This is a genomic window from Rathayibacter sp. VKM Ac-2754 (assembly GCF_009807095.1).
Classification (GTDB): domain Bacteria; phylum Actinomycetota; class Actinomycetes; order Actinomycetales; family Microbacteriaceae; genus Rathayibacter.
On the sequence record NZ_WUCC01000001.1, the window covers coordinates 560,684 to 580,645 of the forward strand.

The window sequence follows — 19,962 nt, forward strand, 5'->3', positions numbered from 1 at the left end:
CCAGCCGAATGCGTTCTGACGAGCCGAAGGTCGCCGCCGCCTCCGCACCGCGCAGGAAAACGGTTGCCCACCGCCCGTGGCTCGCATACGATGCGGTAAACGCTTTCCAGCTCCCATCGAAAGGGCTCACCGTGTCAGAGTCGACCACGCCCCGCACCATCGGCATCATCATGAACGGCGTCTCGGGCCGCATGGGCTACCGCCAGCACCTCGTCCGCTCGATCCTCGCCATCCGCGAGCAGGGCGGCGTCCTGCTCTCGGACGGCACCCGCGTGCAGGTCGAGCCGCTGCTCGTCGGCCGCTCCGAGGCCAAGCTCGCCGAGCTCGCCGCCAAGCACGGCCTGAAGCACTGGACCACCGACCTCGACGCCGCCCTCGCCGACCCCGCGTGGCCGATCTACGCCGACTTCCTGGTCACCAAGGCCCGCGTGCCCGCGATCAAGAAGGCCATCGCGGCAGGCAAGGACATCTACACCGAGAAGCCCACCGCGGAGTCGTACGCCGAGGCGCTCGAGATCGCGGAGGCGGCGAAGGCGGCCGGCATCAAGAACGGCGTCGTGCACGACAAGCTCTACCTGCCCGGCCTGCAGAAGCTCAAGCGCCTGATCGACTCCGGCTTCTTCGGCCGCATCCTCAGCGTCCGCGGCGAGTTCGGCTACTGGGTGTTCGAGGGCGACTGGCAGGACGCGCAGCGTCCCAGCTGGAACTACCGCAGCGAGGACGGCGGCGGCATCATCGTCGACATGTTCCCGCACTGGAACTACGTGCTCGAGAACCTCTTCGGCCCCATCGAGGGCGTCTACGCCAAGGCGACCACGCACATCGACACCCGCGTCGACGAGCAGGGCGAGCCCTACACCGCGACCGCGGACGACGCGGCCTACGCGATCTTCGACGTCGCCGGCGGCATCACCGTGCAGCTCAACTCCTCCTGGGCCGTGCGCGTCGACCGCCCCGAGCTCGTCGAGTTCCAGGTCGACGGCACCCTCGGCTCGGCCGTCGTCGGCCTCTTCGGCGCCAAGGTGCAGCCGCGCGTCGCCACACCCAAGCCCACCTGGAACCCCGACCTCCCCGAGAAGCACGACTACTCGCAGGACTGGCAGGAGCTGCCCGTCAACGACGTCTTCGAGAACGGCTTCAAGACCCAGTGGGAGCAGTTCATCCGCCACGTGGTCGAGGACGCCCCGCACGAGTACGACTTCTTCGCCGGCGCCCGCGGCGTCCGCCTCGCCGAGCTGGGCCTCGAGTCCTCCCGCGAGGGCCGCCGCATCGACGTCGCCGCGCTCGACGCGGCCGCCGACGCCGAGGCGCTGGCCTCCGTCGAGGTCGTGAAGTGACCGACGTCACCCTGCTGTCTCCCGACGGCACGCTGACTCCGCTCGACGTCGGCGACGCTCCGGCCTTCGTCCGCCCCCGCTCCCCGCTCGCCTCCCGGGTCGCGTACGCCGCCGCGCACGTCGTTCCGCTCGTGCACGGCGAGAACGTCCCCGGGCACCCCGCGCAGGTCGACTGGGACGCGACCCTCGCCTTCCGGCACCACGTCTGGTCGTGGGGCCTCGGAGTCGCGGACGCGATGGACACCGCCCAGCGCAACATGGGCATGGACTGGACCGCGACGCAGGAGCTCATCCGCCGCAGCGCCGCCGAGGCCGCGTCGGTGAAGGCCTCCGTCGTCGTCGGCGTCAACACCGACCAGCTGACCGACGACGTCGTCCCGCTCGAGCGCGTCATCGACGCGTACGTCGAGCAGCTCGAGTTCGCCGAGGACGCGGGCGCCGGAGTGGTCATGATGGCGAGCAGGCACCTCGCCCGCGCCGCGTCGTCGGCCGCCGACTACGAGCGCGTCTACGCCGCCGTGCTCGCGCGCGCCTCGCGCCCCGTCGTGCTGCACTGGCTCGGCGAGGCGTTCGACTCGGTGCTCGCCGGCTACTTCGGCTCGTCGGACGTGCCGACCGCCTCCGACACCGTCGTCCGGATCATCGAGGACAACCTGGCCTCGGTCAGCGGCATCAAGATGTCGCTGCTGAACGCGGAGTCCGAGATCGCCGTCCGCGCCCGCCTCCCCCGCGAGGCGACGCTCTACACCGGCGACGACTTCAACTACGTGCGCCTCATCGAGGGCGGCACGGATGCTGACGGCGTCACCCGCCACTCCGACGCCCTGCTGGGCGCTTTCGCCGCGGTGGCGCCGAACGCCTCCGCCGCGGTCCAGGCCCTCGACGCGGGCGACGCGGAGTCGTACCGCCGGATCCTCGGCCCGACCGAGGCCCTCTCGCGCCAGATCTTCGCCGCGCCCACGCAGTACTACAAGACCGGAGTCGCGTTCCTCTCGTGGCTCAACGGCCACCAGCAGGCGTTCTCGATGGTCGGCGGCCTGCACTCCGCGCGCTCGCTCCCGCACCTGTCCGAGATCGTGCGGCTCGCTGCCGAAGCGGGCGCCCTCGAGCGCCCGGCCCTCGCGGCGGCCCGCTGGACCCAGCTCCTGTCGCTGAGCGGCGTCGACGCGCTGAGGACGGTGCTGGTGTGACGCATCCGCGCCTCTCGCTGAACCAGGCGACCATCAAGTACGCCCCCCTCGCGACCGCGCTCGACGTGACCGCCGCCGCCGGCTGCTCCTCGATCGGCCTGTGGCGCGAGCCCGTGGCCGAGGCCGGGTTGGCGGAGTCGGTGCGCCTCGTCGCCGACAGCGGCCTGCGGGTCTCGTCGCTCTGCCGCGGCGGCTTCTTCACCCCCGTCGAGGGCCCCGAGCGCCGGGCCGCACTCGCCGAGAACCTCCGGGCGATCGACGAGACCGCCGCCCTCGGCGCCCCCGCGCTCGTGCTCGTCGCCGGCGGCCTGCCCGCCGGCTCGCGCGACCTCGTCGGCGCGCGCTCCCGAGTGCAGGACGCGCTCGCCGAGCTCGCCCCCGCCGCCCTCGCCGCGGGCGTGCAGCTCGCGATCGAGCCCCTGCACCCGATGTACGCCTCCGACCGCGCCGTCGTCTCGACCCTGAAGCAGGCCCTCGACCTCGCCGCCCCCTTCGACCCCGCTGCCGTCGGAGTCGTCGTCGACACCTTCCACGTCTGGTGGGACCCGGAGGTGCTCCCCCAGATCGCCCGCGCCGGCGCCGAGGGCCGCATCGCCAGCTACCAGGTCTGCGACTGGGCCACCCCGCTCGCCGCCGACGTGCTGCTGTCGCGCCACTACGTCGGCGACGGCGTCATCGACTTCACGGTGCTGACGGAGGCGGTGGCCGCCACCGGCTACACCGGCGACATCGAGGTCGAGATCTTCAACCAGGCGGTGTGGGACACGGAGTACGCGGCCGTGGCTGCGCGGGTCGCGGCGGACTTCGACGAGCGGGTGGCGCCGCACCTCTGAGCGGGCCGCTGTGGTGGCGAACCACCCGCTCGCTTCTAGCTATCGCTAGCTATTTGCCTGATTGAATCCCATTTCACTCAAGCGCCCCATCGGGGTCAGAAGTTCAATCAGTCTCCGGGTGAAGTCGGTTCCAATACGGCGTATAGATCAGTCGCAAGAAAAACCACCAGGCGTACGCAGAATTGACACTCGACGCGCCACCGTCTGACAGAAGTCCGTGCGCGACCTCGTTCCTCAGATTAGCGCCGGTTGGGCCACCGAAGAGTGCTCGCATCTCGTAGACGTGATCCGCTCCGAGCACTTCGATCAGCTGCGGACGCTCGAGAAGACTACTCAATCCAATTTCCTGATGAACACCTTCGGAGATCGTTACCGTTGACAAGCCACAATCTTGCAAGACATGCCGAATAATGTTCTCGAGCTGTGGCACAAGCATATAAAGTGCCGCGGTGAAATCGTAGTTGAAGCCAGCGGCTAGGGCACGAGCAACGGTTCGACTCCGGTCGGGCGGAACGATTGCGGAACCTTCGGCTACTGCCAGGAAATCCCGAATCCGGAGCCTATGTTCATTAGCCAGAACTTCAAGCGCCGGAAGTATGCGGCCCTTGGTGTAATACTGGAGGTGAATCTCATACCGCTGAAGCATTGCATTCCATACGTCCGATGGGTAACCCCACGGCCCTGGCTCATCGGGACCAGACGTATGGACTATTCTCCCGTCGTTTGCAAGATGACGAACTGGGAGCAGCCCGAGTATTGCGGAGTCCGAAAGCTGTCGCTCCGCTGCAGCGCGCTCGTCCTGCTCAGAGAGATAAGGGACAAGCGACACGAAACGTGCCGTTGCGTCCACCACAGCCTGACCCGCTATGTGGTCCTGTACCGCCGCAGCCTCAGCAGTCAGATCGATTGCCTCCGATGTAAATGACGACATCTGGTCCAGCATCGTGATGCCGCTCGAGCGGATTCGAGAAACTAAATCGTTCCCCAGATCCGACACATTCAGCCGCCTTCGTTCTGAGACGGAGATCATTCGATAGTCTTGCAACGCGGACTCATACAGCGAATTCGCAACTGCCGCACTATCTCCCGCTCGTTGCTCCGCTTCTGAGATCCAACTTTGAACAACGGCTAGAAGCTGTCTACTCGCGGATTCAGAATCTTGAATAGAACTATACCAATGTGCAGCGGCCCGATGTAGGTCACGGGCGATGATTGGTCGCTCGTCCGATTGAGCCAACTGCGCCAATCGGCTGGCAATTCTTCGACGATCGACATCGTCATCCACACCGCACTTAGCGAGAAGGTTCGCAAGATCCATCGCCATTGACCCGTCGGCAATTTCGAACGCTTCCTCGAGCCGACCTCGCGCCACGTCGAGCTTATCTGAAAGGCGGAGCTGGCGCGCCAGTAGTAAATATCGTGGCCAGTTCTCCCGACCATCCCCGTACCACGAGTCCGCGTCGACTGGCAGCTGGATCCAACGGTCGACTGCGGTTCTTGCAAACTGATACGGAGAGGAGCCAAATCGCCGAATCCACAACATGTCACCGACTCTCGCGGCGAGCTTATTATCTGGCAGGTCCGATAGAAGGTCAGCCAGAAATTGGAGGTCAAGCTCACTTAGATCGTCAGGCAGGAACGACCGCCTACCACCCATCCGAATCATGGCCAGGTAGGGTTCATGCATCTGCTCTTCGTCAGGAATTAGAGAACTGACGCCTGCCAGCACGGCACACGCAGAGGCCGCTTCAAGATCTTCTAAATCAGCGCTGGTCTGAGCCAACTCGTTGAAGGTGCCCCAAAGTTCTACGAAGTCTTGGTTTCCCGCGAGACGGACTCGCCAGTTGGTGCGTTCCAGCGCCGCCAGAGAGGGTGTTGCGTTGAACTCCGGCATCGACGCTCCCCAGTCATCCCGACTGCGTCGTTCAGATCACGGTTATCTCGAACTGTGTCAGGACTGTCCTAAACTGTATGCCCCGAAGGTGGACGAGGACAACCCAACTCAACCACAGCCATTGAGCGACATCCACCGGCCTAAGTCGGGGCCGATTCCTCCGCTGGCAGCCGCCACCACTGCTCGCTACACTCCCCGCTCAGAACCAAGCCGACTCCCGATTCGTCACTTGCTCGATCCGCGTCGATGGAGAAGTTGTCTCTACCGACTTCACCTTTGGGCTGCTCGCCATCGCGTCATGTCAGCGCTGACCGCTCTGAACTCCCGCACATGCCAATTGTCCATTCGACTGCAATTGCACCTCGCAGATGGCGGCGGACTTCGAGGAGCATGATGGTGCTCTCGCGATCCGGCGCGTCTCCTGGATCCACCCCGACGCTGCTATCCGCTGACCAGCCCCGCGTCGCGAGCACGCTCGACCGCCTCCCGGCGGGAGTGGACGTCGAGCTTCCGGTAGAGCACGCGGATCTGCGCCTTGACGGTGTTGCGGCTGACGAACGCGGCGTCGGCCATGCCCGCCACGGTGAGGCCGCCGATCAGCTGGCCGAGGATCTCCCGCTCGCGCGGGGTGAGCGGAGGCAGCGGCCGCTCCGCCTTGCGCGGCAGGGTCAACGCGCGCAGGCGGGCCGCGACCTCCTCGGGGACGGCGTCGCCGAGCACCTCGAGATCGGGGAGCGCGAGGGCCGCGAGCGCCGCGGGCAGCCGGTACTGCGCGGCCAGGGCGACGGCGGTCCGGGCGCTCGCGTCGGCGGAGTCGCGGTCGCCGGCCGCGTGGAGAGCACCGGCGAGGACGAGGTGGGCGGTGATCGCCGAGCGGGCGGTGAGGACCGGGCGCTCGAGCGCGGCGCGGCTCTCGGTCTCGGCGGCGTCGGGGTGGCCTGCGGCGAGCCCGGTGCGGGCGCGGCCGACGAGGAGGACCTCCTGCAGGGTGTCGTCGTCGAGCTCGACGTCGAGGGCGCGAGCGGCGTCGTTGTAGCGGCCGGCGAGGATGAGGAGGGTCGACTCGGTGTCGGCGAGGACGACCGCGTTCAGCCCCGCGCCCCACCGGGAGCCGGCGGCGGCGCGCTCGGACCGGAGCGTGTGCAGCGCGGCGACCGGATGACCGCTCCACCCCGCGGCGAGCGCCTGCAGCGCGGCCTGCAGCGCCGCATACTCGGAGGCGTCGGTGATGTGCGCCTCCTCGCGCAGGATCCTCTCGGCGGTCGCGAGGTCGAGCGTGTTGAGCGCGACGACGGCGCGGGCGAGGTGCCCGACGGCGTGGACCGTGTCGGGGGCGTCGCTGGAGGGGTACTCGGGGATCCGCTGCAGCCAGGTCTCGGCCCTGTCGGTGCGGCCGGAGAGCGCGCACAGAAGGGCGAGCGATCCGGCGGCCGCGACGGCGATGCGGAGGTTGCCGTGGGTCAGAGCCTCGTCGTAGGTCGTCGCGTACTCGGCCCGGGCGAGCGTCAGCGCACCGCTGAAGAAGTAGGTCCGCGCCCACTGCGTGCGCAGCTCGGGGATCGCGGGGAGGAGGGGCTCCAGGCGCTCCGGGCTCGCCTCCGCGAGGATCTCGGCGAGGTCGGCGACGGCGGTGCGCGCCGGGAGCAGGCGGCCGGCGGAGCGGTCCGCCGCGAGCCGGGCGGTCGTCGTTGCGAGGACGTCCATCAGGTCGGTCGCGTCGTGGCGAGGGGCGGTGAACTGCACCGGTCGCGCCGTGCCGGCGACCGGCATGTGCTCGACGTACGCCCTGGCCTGCGACCACCGCGGGTACCGGTCGAGGAACTCCTGCGGGAGTGCGCGCAGCGCCTCGCGGAGGACGCTCTTGTGGGAGGCGAGCACCGGCGCCCAGTGCTCGTTCAGCAGCGCCGCCGTGTGCTCCCAGTCCTGCGAGAGCGACGCGTGCCGGATCGCGTCGGCGCCGCGGTCCTCCGTCAGCGCGAGATCGGAGAGGCGGCGGTGGGCGGCGAGGATGCGCGGTGCGTGCTCGGCCTCGAAGCGGGCGGAGAGCGCCTCGGCGAGCACCTCGCTGATCGCGAGCTGCCAGAGCGGGCGCGGCCCGTCGACGACGTCGATCGCCCCCTCCGCTTCGAGGGCGAGGATCGTCGGCATGGGCTGCGGGTGATCCCAGGCCGCGGCGGCGGTCTCGGGAGTCAGCTCCTCGCCCGCCAGCCGCCACAGCCAGAGCGAGCCGAGCAGCCGCTCCCCCGCTGCGGAGTCGGCGTTCTCGAGCGCCGTGGCCGTCCCCGCCTCGCGTGCGGTCCTCCGCGCGAGGGCCGCCGGGTGGCCCACGCCGAGCGACGCCGACCAGGCCCGCGCCGCCGCGAGCGAGGGGACGAGCCAGCCGCCGAACCACCCGTGGAGCTGCGCGATCTCGTCCGCGGCGAGATCCAGAGAGAGGGAGCGGAGGATCCCGCCGAGCTCGTCGACGCTCGCGTGCAGCTCGCGACTGGGGAGGTCCAGAGCCGCCGCGCCGGTCGGCCCGGGTCGGCGGCCGATGACGAGGACGGTCAGCCCCGGTACCCGCGTCGCGAGAGAGCCGAGGGAGTGGACCAGGGGCTCGCTGATGTAGACGTCGGCGTCGTCGAGGACGACGTCGACCCGCCCCTCGCGCTCGAGCAGCACGCCGGCGAGGGCGTCGAGCCCCTCCCCGCGGGGGTGCAGCCGCAGTGCTTCCGCCAGAGCCGCCGCGAGGTCCTGCTCGCGCGCGAAGCGAGGGCGCCCGTCGATCCAGGCCGTCGTCGATCCGTCCGCGCGCCTCCGGGCGATCCAGGCGGCGGCGAGGGTGGTGCGGCCGCTCCCGCGGACGCCTCGCAGGAGGACGAGTCCGCGCGCGGAGGCCAGGCGCCCGAGGAGGCGGGGCCGCCCGACCGAGGCGGCGGACGGGCGCGCGGAAGCGGGGGACGTGACAGTCATGGCGGGACTCCGGAAGCAGCGGTGAGGTCGGGTCCTCACGCTCTCGGGACACGATATTCCCTGGCGATCGCTCGCGGGCGTGGGAGGAGGCGGGATCCAGCGACGGCGGTCCGGGTCCGCCGTCGCTGGATCCGGGACCTCGTCGCAGAGGACGAGGAACCGTTCGGACTACAGCGCTTCGAGGTCGAGCGAGTCCGTCGAGTAGAGGCGGCTCTCGGGCGCCGGGCTGGTCCACGAGGCGCTCAGGCTGCCGAGGGTCCCCTCCACCGTGTCGTCCTTCACGTAGACGCCGCCCTGGCTCGGGAAGGAGCGTCCGGAGGCGTCGGTGGCGGTGCCGGGGAGGGAGGTGACGACGTTCCCGGAGAGATCGCGCAGCTCGAAGCCGGTCGTCGCGCCGAAGAACACGATGCCCGCCTGACCCTGGACCGCGAGGTTGGTGGAGCGGTTGCGGATGCGGACGTAGGCGTTGATCTTCTGGCCCGGCAGGGCACCGCCGCCCTGCGCGGCGAAGTTGTAGAGGTCGGGCTCGGGCGGCTGCGTCCCCGACGCGGCGGCCATGGGAGCCGCGGCCGCGACGGCGATGGCGGGGATGGTCCACGCCGCGCCGGTGGCGACGGTGCGGCGGGACAGGTGGCGGGAGTCCTGGGGCATGAAGGTCCTGTTCTGAGACGGTGAAGGCGCCTGATTGCGCCCTCCTCGTATCCAGGCAGAGGCAGCCCGCCGGCTCCGGCTCAGCCGCTCGACTTCACCCCCTGATTCACCCCGCGAGGCTCGCGGCTCCTCCTCAGGAGGCGTCCAAGTCGCCCCGTCCGCGGCGGCGACTCCACCACGCACGGAGACGCTCGAGATGGCGGTCCGTGTAGTCGTTCGACAGCGCGAGCGCCTCGGCGGCCGGGTCGGCGCCGGCCGCCACGTCGCGGATGGCGCGCAGTGCCGAGTCGGCGCCGAGCGGAGGGACGGCGCGGGGCGCCTGCGGCTCGGGGTCCGGTTCGGTCGCGCGCGGACGGGGTTCCGGGGGCGTCGTCTCGTCCATGGCCCTCCACCCTAGGCCGGTCACCGTGCCGGGTTCGGGGGACGGCTTCCCGACGGGTGCCTGCGCTCCGCCTCCCGGTGCGCCGCGCTCGCCTCCTCGAAGGGGTGCACCGATGCTGCTGTCCCCGTCATCCCGCGTTCGGCAGCAGCACCTCCACCTGCCCGTCGGTGACGCGCGTCTCGAACCGGGGCTGCGGAGCGGTGGCGGGCCCACGCAGCACCTCGCCCGTCTCGAGCGAGAAGACGCTCGAGTGCCACGGGCACGTGACGCAGGCCTCACCACCGGCGCTCTCGAGCTCACCCTCGTCCAGGGGTCCCGAGAGGTGGCTGCAGACGTTCGACAGCACATCCACCCGATCGCCGCGGCGCAGCGCGACCAGCGGCGTCTCGGCGACGACCTTCTTGACGAGCTCGTTCTGCGGCAGGTCGTCCAGCGGCCCCAGCAGCTGCCAGCCGGTCGGGAAGCGATGCGGGACGTCCTCCGCGTGGTTCACTCCCGCCGCCTGCCGGTAGCTCAGGTGACCGCCGAGGTACCCGCCGCCCGAGACGACGGCGAGCCCGAGCATGCTCAGAACCTTCCCGCTCGCGCCGTGCCCCCGCCCGCGCTGCACGAAGGACGCCGCGTAGAGAGCCGTCGCGATCGCGTTCGCCCCCGCGTGCACGAGTCCGACGCGCATCTGCTGCTCGTGCAGCTCCGACCAGTCGGTGTAGCCGGCGGCAGCGGTCGGCAGGGCACTGACCACTCCCACGCCGATGAGGGTGCGCGCCGCCCGCTCGTTGCCCGGCAGCAGGTCGAGGACCGCCGCCGAGAGCCACGCCCCCGCGGGGACGAGGACGAGCAGCGGATGCACGGGGTGCCCGACCGGGACCCCGTGCAGCACGTCCCGCACGGGCTGGGGGCGGATGACGGCGTTGACCACCTTCCGGACTTGTCCGACGAGCGGGTCGAGGGTGGCCGCGTCTTCGAGGCGGCTGACGAGCTTCACGAATCTCATTTCACGCATGCTCAAGCGCACCGCCGGGCGGCCGGAGGCGACAGGGGGTTGTCAGACGCTGGATATGAGGAGTGGTGGCCGGAGGGCGCTTCGCGCCGAAAGAATCGTCACAACTACAGGCGCCAGATTTTGTGCATTATTATTCCGTCGAGGGATGGTTTATACATGCAAGGGTTCGTGACGACCGACGAAGCGGCCAGGCGCCTCGGCGTGTCTCCCCGTCGCGTCGTCGACATGCTGACGACCGGGCAGCTCGCAGGCGAGAAGGTTCACCGCAGCTGGCTGGTCTCGGCCGCCGCGGTGGACGAGCGCGAGCACCTGAGCCACGCTCCGGGCAGGCCTGTCTCCGCTGTGACCGCGAGAGCTCTGGTCACGGCGCTCTCGGACGGATCCCGGCTGACGTCGCGGCAGGAGGCGCTCATCCGGCGGCGAACCACCGAGCAGCTCGTCACTGCGGTCTCGCGGTCGGTCCGCATCGAACGATTCGCAACTCGACGGCCGGAGCTCGCGGCCGAGCACCTGCATCTGACCGGCGAGAGCGCTATCGCGCGTCTCGGCGCTCACGCGGGCGAAGCGCTGGTCGGGCAGGCCAAGCAGACCCACGGCTACCCGAGAGGCATGACCTACGACGAACTCGTCGACCACGCCATGCTCGTCCCTGATGACGAGAACGGCCGGGTCGTGCTGCACCGGTTCGACGACGAGATCTTCCCCTGGCCCGAGACGCCCCGAGCATTGATCGCCATCGACGCGGCACGCGACGATCAGGCCCGAGTGCGCACGGCAGGGCTGGACGCGGTCGAGCGATTGAGGAGCTCATGGCTGGCAGATCGCACGTAGTCGACGTGCCGCGGGACTCGCCGTGGCCGCTCGTCTTCGAACTGTCGGCGGCGACCCCGCCGGGGAGCTGGGTGCTGGCCGGAGGCTTGATGGTCCACCTGCACGCCCTTCGCGCCGGAGTCGAGGCCACTCGACCGACGAGCGACGTCGATGTACTGCTCGACATCAGGTCGAACACCGTCCGCGATGTCGCGGGTCCGCTCACCTCGCTCGGATTCTCAGCCCGCGACCCTTCACACGGCACGCCGTTGCACCGGTTCGCCCGCAAGGAGCGCGACGTCGTGGACGTCATGGTCGCCCGAGATGTGCGAACACGAACGCGGTGGCAGCTCCGACCATTGCTGCGCTCACCCGGCGCCGCACAGGCGTTGCTGCGCCGCGACGTCTACAGGCTCAGCTCGGGCGGTGACTCCGCGACCATCGACGTGCCGGACGAACTCGGAGCGATCATCGCCAAGTCGGCGGCATACGCCACCGACTCACGCGACCCCCACCGCCACCTCGACGATCTGGCCGTCCTGGCAGCAGCAGCAGGCAATCCTCGTGCTCTGGCGCTGGACTCGCTGACCCGGAAGGACCGATTGCACCTGCGACGCGTTCTCCCGTACCTCTCCGATGACGAGCATCCGTCTTGGCGAGTGCTCGATCGATACGACCGGGCGCTGGGTCAGCGCGTGTGGAGGGCGATCGCGGCAGCGTGCTCGCCGTGACTGCCGCGACCCCCCGGCGCGACAACGCCATTCTCGCCCACTCCGTGATCGCGACAGCGCGCGGAGGGAACGCGCTGCTACCTACGGTGCTGTCGACCTACCGCCGTCGCTACCCATGCGCCGAACCCGCTTCTGCCGGCGACCTAGCCTCGGCCGCCTCGGCGGCTACTCGCTGATCGAGCTGCTCGTCTTCGGCCGCATCGTCGGCCAGGCCGCCGCGGACTACTCCGCCTCCCTGACGGCGCAGATCCGCTCGGCCGCCTCGGTGCAGATCGCTCGCGGCGAGATCGCCGACCTCCTCGCCGCCGACGGCGAAGAGAACGTCCGTGCCCTCCAGCGCGCGATCCGCAACACCATGACCGAGCACGCCGAAGTCGTCCGCGAAGAGGCCGGGCTGCTCACCGGACTCGCCGAACTCGACGCCATCGAGGCATGCATCGCCGACATCGGCATCCACCCCGACATCGCCGGCTACCAGGACTTCGCGCACGTCTTCGACCTCAAGTCGGCCACGGCAGCGCGCGCCACACTGGAAGCGGCACTCGAGCCCAGGGAGAGCCGCCGCTGCCACAACCGCAGCGACTACCCGGACATCGACCCGGCCCTGCAGGTGAACCTCGTCTGGCTGCCCAGCACCGGGGTCACACCGGAGGAGATTCCCGCGGTACCAAAGTAGATACGGGCGCTCATCCGGGAGGTCGCGACGGCGGCGAAGCTGCTCGAGTAAGAGCAGGGGCGCGGACGCCGGCTCGTGAATGCTCGGCGCGACATTGTGCGCCTTAAGGCGCGCGCACCTTGATCGGCGAACCAGCAAACATTGGATTCCTGGCATCTTGGGCGCCATTCCGGCGGCGGGGGCTGCGCCCTTCGGTCGGCGGCGAGCCGGACACAGTCATCTCCTTCCGAAATATCCTCAGGTTCAGTAGCGGGAAAAATGTCGCCATTCTGGCTCCGGTCGGAAGCAACTATTGGGATTGTCGGTGGTGCGGCGTACGGTCAGTGGCACCGAATGAACTGGGTCAGAGGATGGAACCAATGGAGACGTTAGACACCGAGTTCGACCAGGCAATCCGCAATGTCACCATTAGTGGCGTCAAGCGCGGCCGTGCCATCGCAGCGCACACCGAAGTCCGCGCGCTGCTCGAAGCGGACCCAGAACTGGGTTCGTGGGGCATCGACTCCATTCTGATTGGCTCTTACGCCCGTCAGACCGCCCGATACCCCGGCAAAGACGTCGACATCTTCCTCCGCCTCACGAACCTCTCTGTCCGCCACGACCCCGAGAAGGTCTACAACGCAGTCGAGCGCGTTCTCATCGCAAGGTACGGTCTGAAGGATCGCGACGGCGGCGGCCGCGTCACACGCCAGGCCAGATCCCTCAAGATCGACTTCCCGGATCCCGACGACGATCTGAGCGACAACTCCTTCTCAATTGATGCCGTCCCCGCCGTACCGTGGGGCAAAAACTGGGGAATCCCGAACCGCGACCGAGACCTGTGGAACAGCGAGGAGAAGCGCTGGATCAAAACCAATCCGGTCGAGTTCGCGGATGACACCAATTCACTCGCCGTCGCGACATGGACTCCGACCATAGGAACCGCTAACGCCTACCGGCCGGTCGTCCGGCTCCTACGCCAGGTGCGCCACGTCCACTTCGGCAAGCAGCGCCCCGGCGGCCTGTTCACCGAGGTCGCTGTCTACTATTCCTGGAAGGATCAACTTGTTACCGGCGCCACCTGGGCCGAACTGCTGACCTCCACCATGGAACAGGTCGCCACGCGCTTCGAGAAGTGCGCTGATGAGGGCCTCCTCGACCCGGTGCTTAGTACGCCGATGAAGCCCGAGCTCGACTCCTGGGAGTGGACGGCTGCTGCCGACGGGCTAAACCGACTCGCCGAGCAGGCTCGCCAAGCGCTCGACTCGGAACGATGTCGTGCAGCGAAGACGTGGCGAGATATCCTCGGAAGCAACGATCGTGGTCAGGTCCTCCCGCTCCCGGACGGATGTGACGCAAACGGGTTCCCAGTCGGCAAAGTCACCGCTGTCGGCGCAGTCGGCAGCAACGATCCGCGTGGGTTCGCGAGCCCACCGTGGGCTACTCGACGTAATACGTGAGTGGCTCGTGGAAACCTACGACGATGCTGCGTTCGAACGGTTTTGCTCAGGTCTCATCAACGAAGGGTTCTCCCCGGTGCGGGGCACTGCTCAGGCCAAGTGGACTGGCCCGCTCCGCGAAAGCTTGCAGCCCCTCACCAACGCAACCCGCATGCGGATTCAGTTCCTTCAGGGCTGGCCACTCCGCTACGCCCATGTATCAATTCCTGGGCTGACAACTGAGCACGCTGCCCATGGCGTGATCTGCCTGTGGGCTGAGGACGACCCCGCTCAGATCACTGGCCGCGATCTCCAGACTCTCTGGCAGCGCGTTGATGAATGGGCGCAGACAGGTCAGCGTGGCTTCCGCGTCGAGGACCGTGCCCTCGACGCCTACCTCCTCTTTGGCAAAACCACGCATTACCAGGCCGAACTGCCCTTCGGTGACCTCGTACAAGCAGGCAGCAACGGCTACTGCGCTCCCCTTGTCGCCACCACACGAGGCGACCGTACCCTCATGATCGAGCGTCCCCCATCAATCGGCTCCGAGCCCGATGAGCCATTCCTCCGAGGAGCGTTCTATCTTCGACGACACATCGATCGGCCGCCCCGGAACTTCACCGACTTCCGTGCCGCGCTTACCAACAGGCAGACTCGAGACCTCGACGAGGGGCTCGTCGCGAGGACGAACACAGCCCTCCCTGAGGCAAGCGGCGGCTATGACTTCGCCGTCCTCGCCTGGCCCCGCCACGGCCGAGACCACGACGCGGTCGTGGTCGTATTTGCGGGCACCGGGGACTTGCTTGAAGCATCAGCGATTGCCGCGACCCCGAACGACATCGCCGCCCGACACCGACGTGCGGGGCCAAACGCCTCCGCCCTCACCGACAGGCGAATCCTCATCGCCGGTGCCGGATCCGTCGGAGGACACGTCGCGCTCAGTCTCGCCGCCAGCGGAGTCGGACTCATTCGCCTCCATGACAGCGATAACCTCAAGACGGCTAACCTCGTTCGCCACGCTAGCGACAGATTCGGCGTTGGATATAACAAGGCCATCGCCATGGCCGTCAAGATTGGCGAGCACGCTCCTTGGACCACCGTCGAACCGATGATCGACAACCTGCCCTACTCCCCCTCCGAGCTCATCTCGAACGTCGAAGGGTTTGACTTGATCATCGACTGCACTGGCACGCTCCCGTTCACCGCAGCCGTCGCCGAGATCTGCCGACGCACCCATACATCACTTATCACTGGAGCACTCTTCCATCAGGGAGCCATCGCGCGGGTACAACGCCAGGCCGACGGCGACACGCTCATCGCAGCGCGCCCCAGCGACCCGACCTACCACAGCATTCCGCCGGAAGACCCGCGCGAACCAAGCGCCGGATTCCTTGAACTGGGCTGCACAGCACCGGTGAACAACGCTTCACCAACCGCCGTCCTCGCGACCGCTGCCGATATCGCGCTCGCCGCCATCGACTTACTCACCGGCCGCCGCAACCGCACAGACGAACGCATTCTGGTCTTCCAGCCAATGGCCGCTCCGTTCGACACGACTGGGAGCCACGACCACAACACGGGCTCGACCGAATGACCCGCAACGCCGCCGGCCCGATCCTTCTGCTCTCAGAATCCGCCCAAGCTTCAATGATCACAGCAGCGGCCGAAGCACATCCCAACGAGACAGGTGGCATCCTCGTCGGTGTCCAGACCGACGGCGGCCACCCCTGGGCCACTTGCACCATCGAGATTGCGACCAACGACCGAGGCCGCCACCACTACAAAATCCCGTTCGGTACTACCCAATCCAGCGTGCATGCTGCCCGACGAGCAGACTCCAGACTTGGCTATCTCGGCGACTGGCACAGTCACCCCGCCGACGTCGGGCCCAGCCCAACCGACCTCGCAACTCTCGCCATGTACTCGATCAAGCACCCTCGGACATCAAACCCCACGCTCGTTGTCGTCCGGAACACTCTTCACGGATATATCCTCGACATCCGCCGAATCGTTGTGGTGACACCTCGCTCATGCGAGCTCCGCCTCACAGGCGAGCTACCCCAAGAGCTCTAAACATTCGATACGACGCAAGGCGACCAGGCCCCGAAGGAGTCAGAATGATCACCAACAAGATTCCGAGCGCGGGCGGCGTCCGTATCGCCGGTATCGCGGACGATTGGCGTAGCTGCCAGCTTTGGAAGCACACGAGTTCGTCGAATCAGGAGGATCAGCGTGCGAAAGACAACCGTGTTTGACGCTACCGGGCCATTGTTCTTGTCCTACCGGCAGTCCGACGGGACACCGATAGTGGCGTTGCTGGCATGGCGACTTCGCGCAGCTGGAATCCCAGTCTGGAGAGACAAGGACGACCTGCCCCCGGGGGACACCGCTGATCGACTCGAGGACGCGATCGCCGATGGCCTGTCCGGCGCCGTGCTCATCATCACGCCAGACATCACGCACAGCGACGTGGTGCGCGGCATCGAGGCACCCGATCTGATTCGACTCGATCAGGGAGATTCACGGTTCCAACTGCTCATCGCCAACGACGTGTTGATGCCTGGAGCGGCCTCCGTCGACTACAGCGCCCCGGATCGCCTCCTCGGCCGGCCGAGGAGAGAACTGCAAGGCGTCGACCAATCGGCTGCTACTCCCGAAGGTCTTGACGAACTCGTCAAAGGCGCCTTGTGGCACCGAATGGCCGAGCATCGACAATTGGTCGCTGACGCAGGAGCGGTGCTAAGCCTTACGATCCAGACCCGCAACATCGGCCAGGTTTACGACCGAACCGGCGCGCAGCTCGACATCCGTGTCCGCCCATCTCAGCACGAGCGCCTTCCCGACCCGCAGGCGCTTGATGACCTGAAACGCACTCTCGGGTTACTGCCCGACGCCGTTACCCGAACCGGCGCACAGACTGTCCAAGTTGCTGGGGGAGCTCACCTCTCCGTCGCCTTCGCTCTTGGCGCAGCCCTCCCTTCCTCCCGAGTTGGACAGCTTGAAATTGTCGACCAACGCAACGATCGCTGGACCAGCACGACCGAAGCCGTCATTCCTTCGACGCCGAGCCTAGAAGTTGACAAGAATTATTACGATCGTGCTGCCGGCAGTGATGAACGCCCGCGCGTTGCGGTCTACGTTGACTTGTTGCCCACGCGAAGCGACGCGGCGTGGGACAGATACCTTAATGAGAAGCCGCCAACCGTCGTCGCCTCAACGACAATTCGAGGCATCGCGCCGGGCCTGCTCGACCCGGCCACAGCGGGCAAAATTGCCGCTGAAGCGGCCGCTATTATTCGGCAGTTCTCCGCTGAGCAGGCCAACGCACCCGTGGATCTTTTACTACGGGTACCCTTTCCGATCGCCGTGCTCCTCGGACGCCTCAGCAACACCCTCCGCGTCCGCAGCTACGAGTGGGACGACAGTGCGCAAGGAGGCAACGATTTCCGACCCCGCTACGTCCCGTGTCTAGAAATCCACGCTAGCGCCCCGCACGGAGCCATTACGCACGTCCTCCTACAGCGCTCGTAAGGCCAACCGAACCTGCAGCAGTCCCTTCGGCGCCATCAACGCAGTACCGCCGGCCGTCCCCGCGCCATGCCGGTGCGCAAATACGCACACCCCGTCCCGATGTAGTGGACCGATAGCAAGCAGGGCGCCGTGCGCAACGGCCCCGCTTAAAACGGCCTGAGTCGACGACGGTGGACGCATAGTCATCACCGCATGCACCAGCTGGAAGCCCAGCGCGCCGTCGTATCCTCCAGCAACTCCGCCACATCGACCATGTCCCCGCCCCCGCCCCCTCCGTACGCTCGACCCCATGCTCATCGACGAGTACTCGTCCCCCACCCGTCCCGTCCCCCTCGGCCCGCTCGTGCCGGCGAAGATGACGATCACGCTCTGGGACTTCTCCTGGTACGTGCGCAGCGGCCCGGGAGAGCCGTTCGAAGACCTCGACGCGGCCTTCGCGGGCGCGGTCGAGCGCGGATACAACACGATCCGCATCTGCGCGATGCCGTTCCTGCTGTTCGGCACCGACATCGACACCGGCGCGCTGAAGCTCGGCCCGCTCGGCGGCGAGTACGCGCAGCGGGTGCGCTGGTACGACGTCAAGCAGCCGACCGTCATCGACGCGCGGCAGCACCTCCTCGCGCTGTTCGAGGCGGCGAAGCGGCACGACGTGTTCGTCATCGTCTCGTCCTGGGAGTACCAGCAGTCCTCCGCCTTCGCCGAGGACCGCGCGTGGTTCGACGCGCTGATGGCCGTGCCGCCGGAGGAGCGCGCCGAGCGGCTCGCCGAGGCGCACGCGGGGCTGATCGCGTTCCTGAAACAGAACGACCTCGACGACCGGGTCGCCTTCGTCGAGCTGCACAACGAGGTGCAGGCCGGGCACCTCACCGAGGGCCTCGAGTACGAGAACCTCGACGAGGCGACCCTCGCCCTGCGCCCGCGGCTGACCCGCGGGATCAATCGCTTCCACGGGCTCGCTCCCGGCGTCCCGTGCTCGGTCAACTACGCGCACGTGCCCGTCGGCGGCATGCGCGGGATCCCGTGGAACTCCGACGTCCTCGTCGTGCACCCCTACATCTACGGGGTGCTCGACGACTTCATCCGCGACTTCGCGCTGCGGCGGCCGATCGAGGAGTTCGAGCAGCAGAAGGCAGCAGAGACCTTCCTGCTCGAGGGGGCGCCTCCGATCGCGGAGTGGATGCTGCCGCCGGAGTCGCAGTGGAAGCTGACCGCGACCATCGTCGGCAAGGGCGAGATCTACGCGCACGACTGGGGCGACGCCGAGCAGATCGACCGGTTCCTCTACGAGCACTACGGCCGGCACCAGCTCGAGATGGAGGCGACGCTGAAGACCTGGATCGCCGTCGCGGCCGATCACGCGGCCATGCGCGGCATCCCGCTCGTCTTCGGCGAGGGCTGGGTCGGCTACACGCCGATCGAGGGCCGCTTCGAGGAGGGCCCGATCGGCGCCGAGTACTGCCGCCTCGCCATGCGGGAGTCGCGCCGGGTCGGCGCCCGAGGGTCGATCGTCTGCTCGAACGCGGCGCCGCAGCACCCGATGTGGGACGACGTCGCCCTGCAGCTCGAGTGCAATGCGATCTTCACCGAACCGCGCTGACGTTCACCCCTTCCCCTCCCGCCGGTACCGGATCGGCGGAACCCCGTGCACGGCGGTGAACTGCCGCGCGAAGTAGAACGGATCCGCGTAGCCGACCCGCGCGGCGATCTGCGCGACGGGCAGGTCGGTGGTGTCGAGGAGTGCGCGCGCCCGCGCCATGCGCAGCTGCGTCTGGTACTTCAGCGGCGAGGTCCCGGTCTCCTGGCGGAACCGGGCGGCGAAGTGCGAGGGGCTCAACCGCGCCGTCCGCGCGAGATCGCCGATCGAGACCTGGTCGGTGACGTGCTGGCGGAGGTACTCGATCGCCTGGTCGATCGCCGAGACCCGCGGCGCTCCGGCCGTGCGCTCGGAGCAGAGCAGGGCCATCAGGTGCCAGGCGGCTCCGGAGGCGGCGAGCGTGCTCGCGAACGTCAGGTCGCGTTCCATGGCCTGAACGACCTCTTCGACGAGGGCGACGATGCGGAAGGTGTCGGAGAGATCGCGGACCGGCGCCGCGGCGATCACTCCGGCGACACGGAGGAACTCGGCGAGGTCGCGGCCGACGACGTGCAGCCACCAGAGTGTCCAGGGCGCAGCGGTGTCGGCGCCGTAGGAGTGCGGGGTGCCCGGCGGCAGGATCACGACCTGACCGGCCCGCACGGGGTGCCGGACTCCGCCGACCTCGCACCAGCCGGCACCGCGGGTGCAGACCAGGATGATGCACTCCGCGATGCCCTCGGCCCTCGCCCTCGCGTGGGCGCGCGCCTCCGGGAAGTAGCCGGCGTCGGTGACCACGAGGGGGGAGGCGCCGGGGCCGGCGAGGGCGGCCCTCACCCGCGGACGAGGCATCACCAGCAGCCGCTGCCCGGGGAAGCCCTCCTCGATCGCCATCACGCCAGCCTGGTGCACGGTCGTCGTTCCGTCCAGGGACGCCGCCGGATCGGTCGTTCCAGCGCCTGCGGGCCGTTCCTACGCTGA

17 protein-coding genes and 1 pseudogene are annotated in these 19,962 nt (G+C 68.1%); 12 read left to right on the top strand and 6 right to left on the bottom strand.

All coding sequences use genetic code 11. The features are described from left to right. Window positions 1-170 precede the first annotated feature (170 nt). From GRS92_RS02845 to GRS92_RS02855, 3 genes are read left to right on the top strand one after another with little or no spacing between them, the layout of a single operon-like run. Window positions 171-1,337, top strand: a complete 1,167-nt coding sequence (locus GRS92_RS02845; RefSeq protein WP_159853301.1) for a Gfo/Idh/MocA family protein — start codon at window positions 171-173, stop codon at window positions 1,335-1,337. Next, window positions 1,334-2,527, top strand: a complete 1,194-nt coding sequence (locus tag GRS92_RS02850; RefSeq protein WP_159853046.1) for a dihydrodipicolinate synthase family protein — start codon at window positions 1,334-1,336, stop codon at window positions 2,525-2,527. Before GRS92_RS02845 ends, GRS92_RS02850 begins: the two co-directional genes overlap by 4 nt. Beyond that, window positions 2,524-3,360, top strand: coding sequence for a sugar phosphate isomerase/epimerase family protein (locus tag GRS92_RS02855; RefSeq protein WP_159853048.1), 837 nt, complete (start codon window positions 2,524-2,526; stop codon window positions 3,358-3,360). Before GRS92_RS02850 ends, GRS92_RS02855 begins: the two co-directional genes overlap by 4 nt. A 103-nt stretch (window positions 3,361-3,463) precedes the next feature. Here the strand turns inward: GRS92_RS02855 and GRS92_RS02860 are convergent, their stop codons facing one another. From GRS92_RS02860 to GRS92_RS02880, 5 genes are all read right to left on the bottom strand, one after another. Continuing rightward, the gene (locus tag GRS92_RS02860; protein ID WP_159853050.1) at window positions 3,464-5,254 is read right to left on the bottom strand and encodes a DUF4209 domain-containing protein; all 1,791 of its coding nucleotides are present in this window, start codon (window positions 5,252-5,254) and stop codon (window positions 3,464-3,466) included. 441 nt (window positions 5,255-5,695) lie between these two features. Further along, a complete protein-coding gene (locus tag GRS92_RS02865) occupies window positions 5,696-8,206 on the bottom strand; it encodes a LuxR C-terminal-related transcriptional regulator (RefSeq protein ID WP_159853052.1) in 2,511 nt (836 codons plus the stop codon). A 168-nt stretch (window positions 8,207-8,374) separates the two neighbouring features. Beyond that, entirely contained in the window at window positions 8,375-8,857 is a 483-nt protein-coding gene (locus tag GRS92_RS02870; protein ID WP_159853053.1) for a hypothetical protein, read from the bottom strand. A 133-nt stretch (window positions 8,858-8,990) separates the two neighbouring features. Further along, window positions 8,991-9,239 (bottom strand): hypothetical protein, encoded by a 249-nt coding sequence (locus GRS92_RS02875; RefSeq protein WP_159853054.1) that lies wholly within the window; start codon window positions 9,237-9,239, stop codon window positions 8,991-8,993. 127 nt (window positions 9,240-9,366) lie between these two features. Beyond that, the gene (locus GRS92_RS02880; RefSeq protein WP_159853055.1) at window positions 9,367-10,242 is read right to left on the bottom strand and encodes a Rieske 2Fe-2S domain-containing protein; all 876 of its coding nucleotides are present in this window, start codon (window positions 10,240-10,242) and stop codon (window positions 9,367-9,369) included. Between the two features lie 39 nt (window positions 10,243-10,281). Here GRS92_RS02880 and GRS92_RS02885 point away from each other — a divergent pair, with 39 nt between their 5' ends. The 9 genes and pseudogenes from GRS92_RS02885 to GRS92_RS02925 all read left to right on the top strand — a co-directional run bounded on the left by GRS92_RS02885 (window position 10,282) and on the right by GRS92_RS02925 (window position 19,005). Then, window positions 10,282-11,073, top strand: a complete 792-nt coding sequence (locus GRS92_RS02885; RefSeq protein WP_159853056.1) for a helix-turn-helix domain-containing protein — start codon at window positions 10,282-10,284, stop codon at window positions 11,071-11,073. Between the two features lie 89 nt (window positions 11,074-11,162). Continuing rightward, window positions 11,163-11,783, top strand: coding sequence for a hypothetical protein (locus GRS92_RS02890; RefSeq protein ID WP_159853057.1), 621 nt, complete (start codon window positions 11,163-11,165; stop codon window positions 11,781-11,783). A gap of 154 nt (window positions 11,784-11,937) precedes the next feature. Further along, window positions 11,938-12,459 (top strand): annotated as a pseudogene (locus GRS92_RS02895) (succinate dehydrogenase); the annotation flags it as partial. Window positions 12,460-12,818: 359 nt separating this feature from the next. Further along, window positions 12,819-13,898, top strand: coding sequence for a nucleotidyltransferase domain-containing protein (locus tag GRS92_RS02900; protein ID WP_159853059.1), 1,080 nt, complete (start codon window positions 12,819-12,821; stop codon window positions 13,896-13,898). A gap of 7 nt (window positions 13,899-13,905) precedes the next feature. After that, on the top strand, window positions 13,906-15,471 hold the full coding sequence (locus GRS92_RS02905) for a ThiF family adenylyltransferase (protein WP_159853060.1): 1,566 nt from the start codon (window positions 13,906-13,908) through the stop codon (window positions 15,469-15,471). After that, the gene (locus GRS92_RS19205) at window positions 15,468-15,950 is read left to right on the top strand and encodes a Mov34/MPN/PAD-1 family protein (protein WP_159853061.1); all 483 of its coding nucleotides are present in this window, start codon (window positions 15,468-15,470) and stop codon (window positions 15,948-15,950) included. Before GRS92_RS02905 ends, GRS92_RS19205 begins: the two co-directional genes overlap by 4 nt. Before the next feature lie 44 nt (window positions 15,951-15,994). Further along, on the top strand, window positions 15,995-16,132 hold the full coding sequence (locus tag GRS92_RS02915; RefSeq protein WP_159853063.1) for a hypothetical protein: 138 nt from the start codon (window positions 15,995-15,997) through the stop codon (window positions 16,130-16,132). Next, window positions 16,110-17,408, top strand: a complete 1,299-nt coding sequence (locus tag GRS92_RS02920; RefSeq protein WP_159853065.1) for an SAVED domain-containing protein — start codon at window positions 16,110-16,112, stop codon at window positions 17,406-17,408. The genes GRS92_RS02915 and GRS92_RS02920 overlap by 23 nt, the downstream gene beginning before the upstream one ends. A 289-nt stretch (window positions 17,409-17,697) precedes the next feature. After that, on the top strand, window positions 17,698-19,005 hold the full coding sequence (locus GRS92_RS02925; RefSeq protein WP_159853068.1) for a cellulase-like family protein: 1,308 nt from the start codon (window positions 17,698-17,700) through the stop codon (window positions 19,003-19,005). A gap of 3 nt (window positions 19,006-19,008) precedes the next feature. Here GRS92_RS02925 and GRS92_RS02930 read toward each other — a convergent pair whose 3' ends face one another. After that, the gene (locus GRS92_RS02930) at window positions 19,009-19,875 is read right to left on the bottom strand and encodes an AraC family transcriptional regulator (RefSeq protein ID WP_159853070.1); all 867 of its coding nucleotides are present in this window, start codon (window positions 19,873-19,875) and stop codon (window positions 19,009-19,011) included. Window positions 19,876-19,962: the final 87 nt, after the last annotated feature.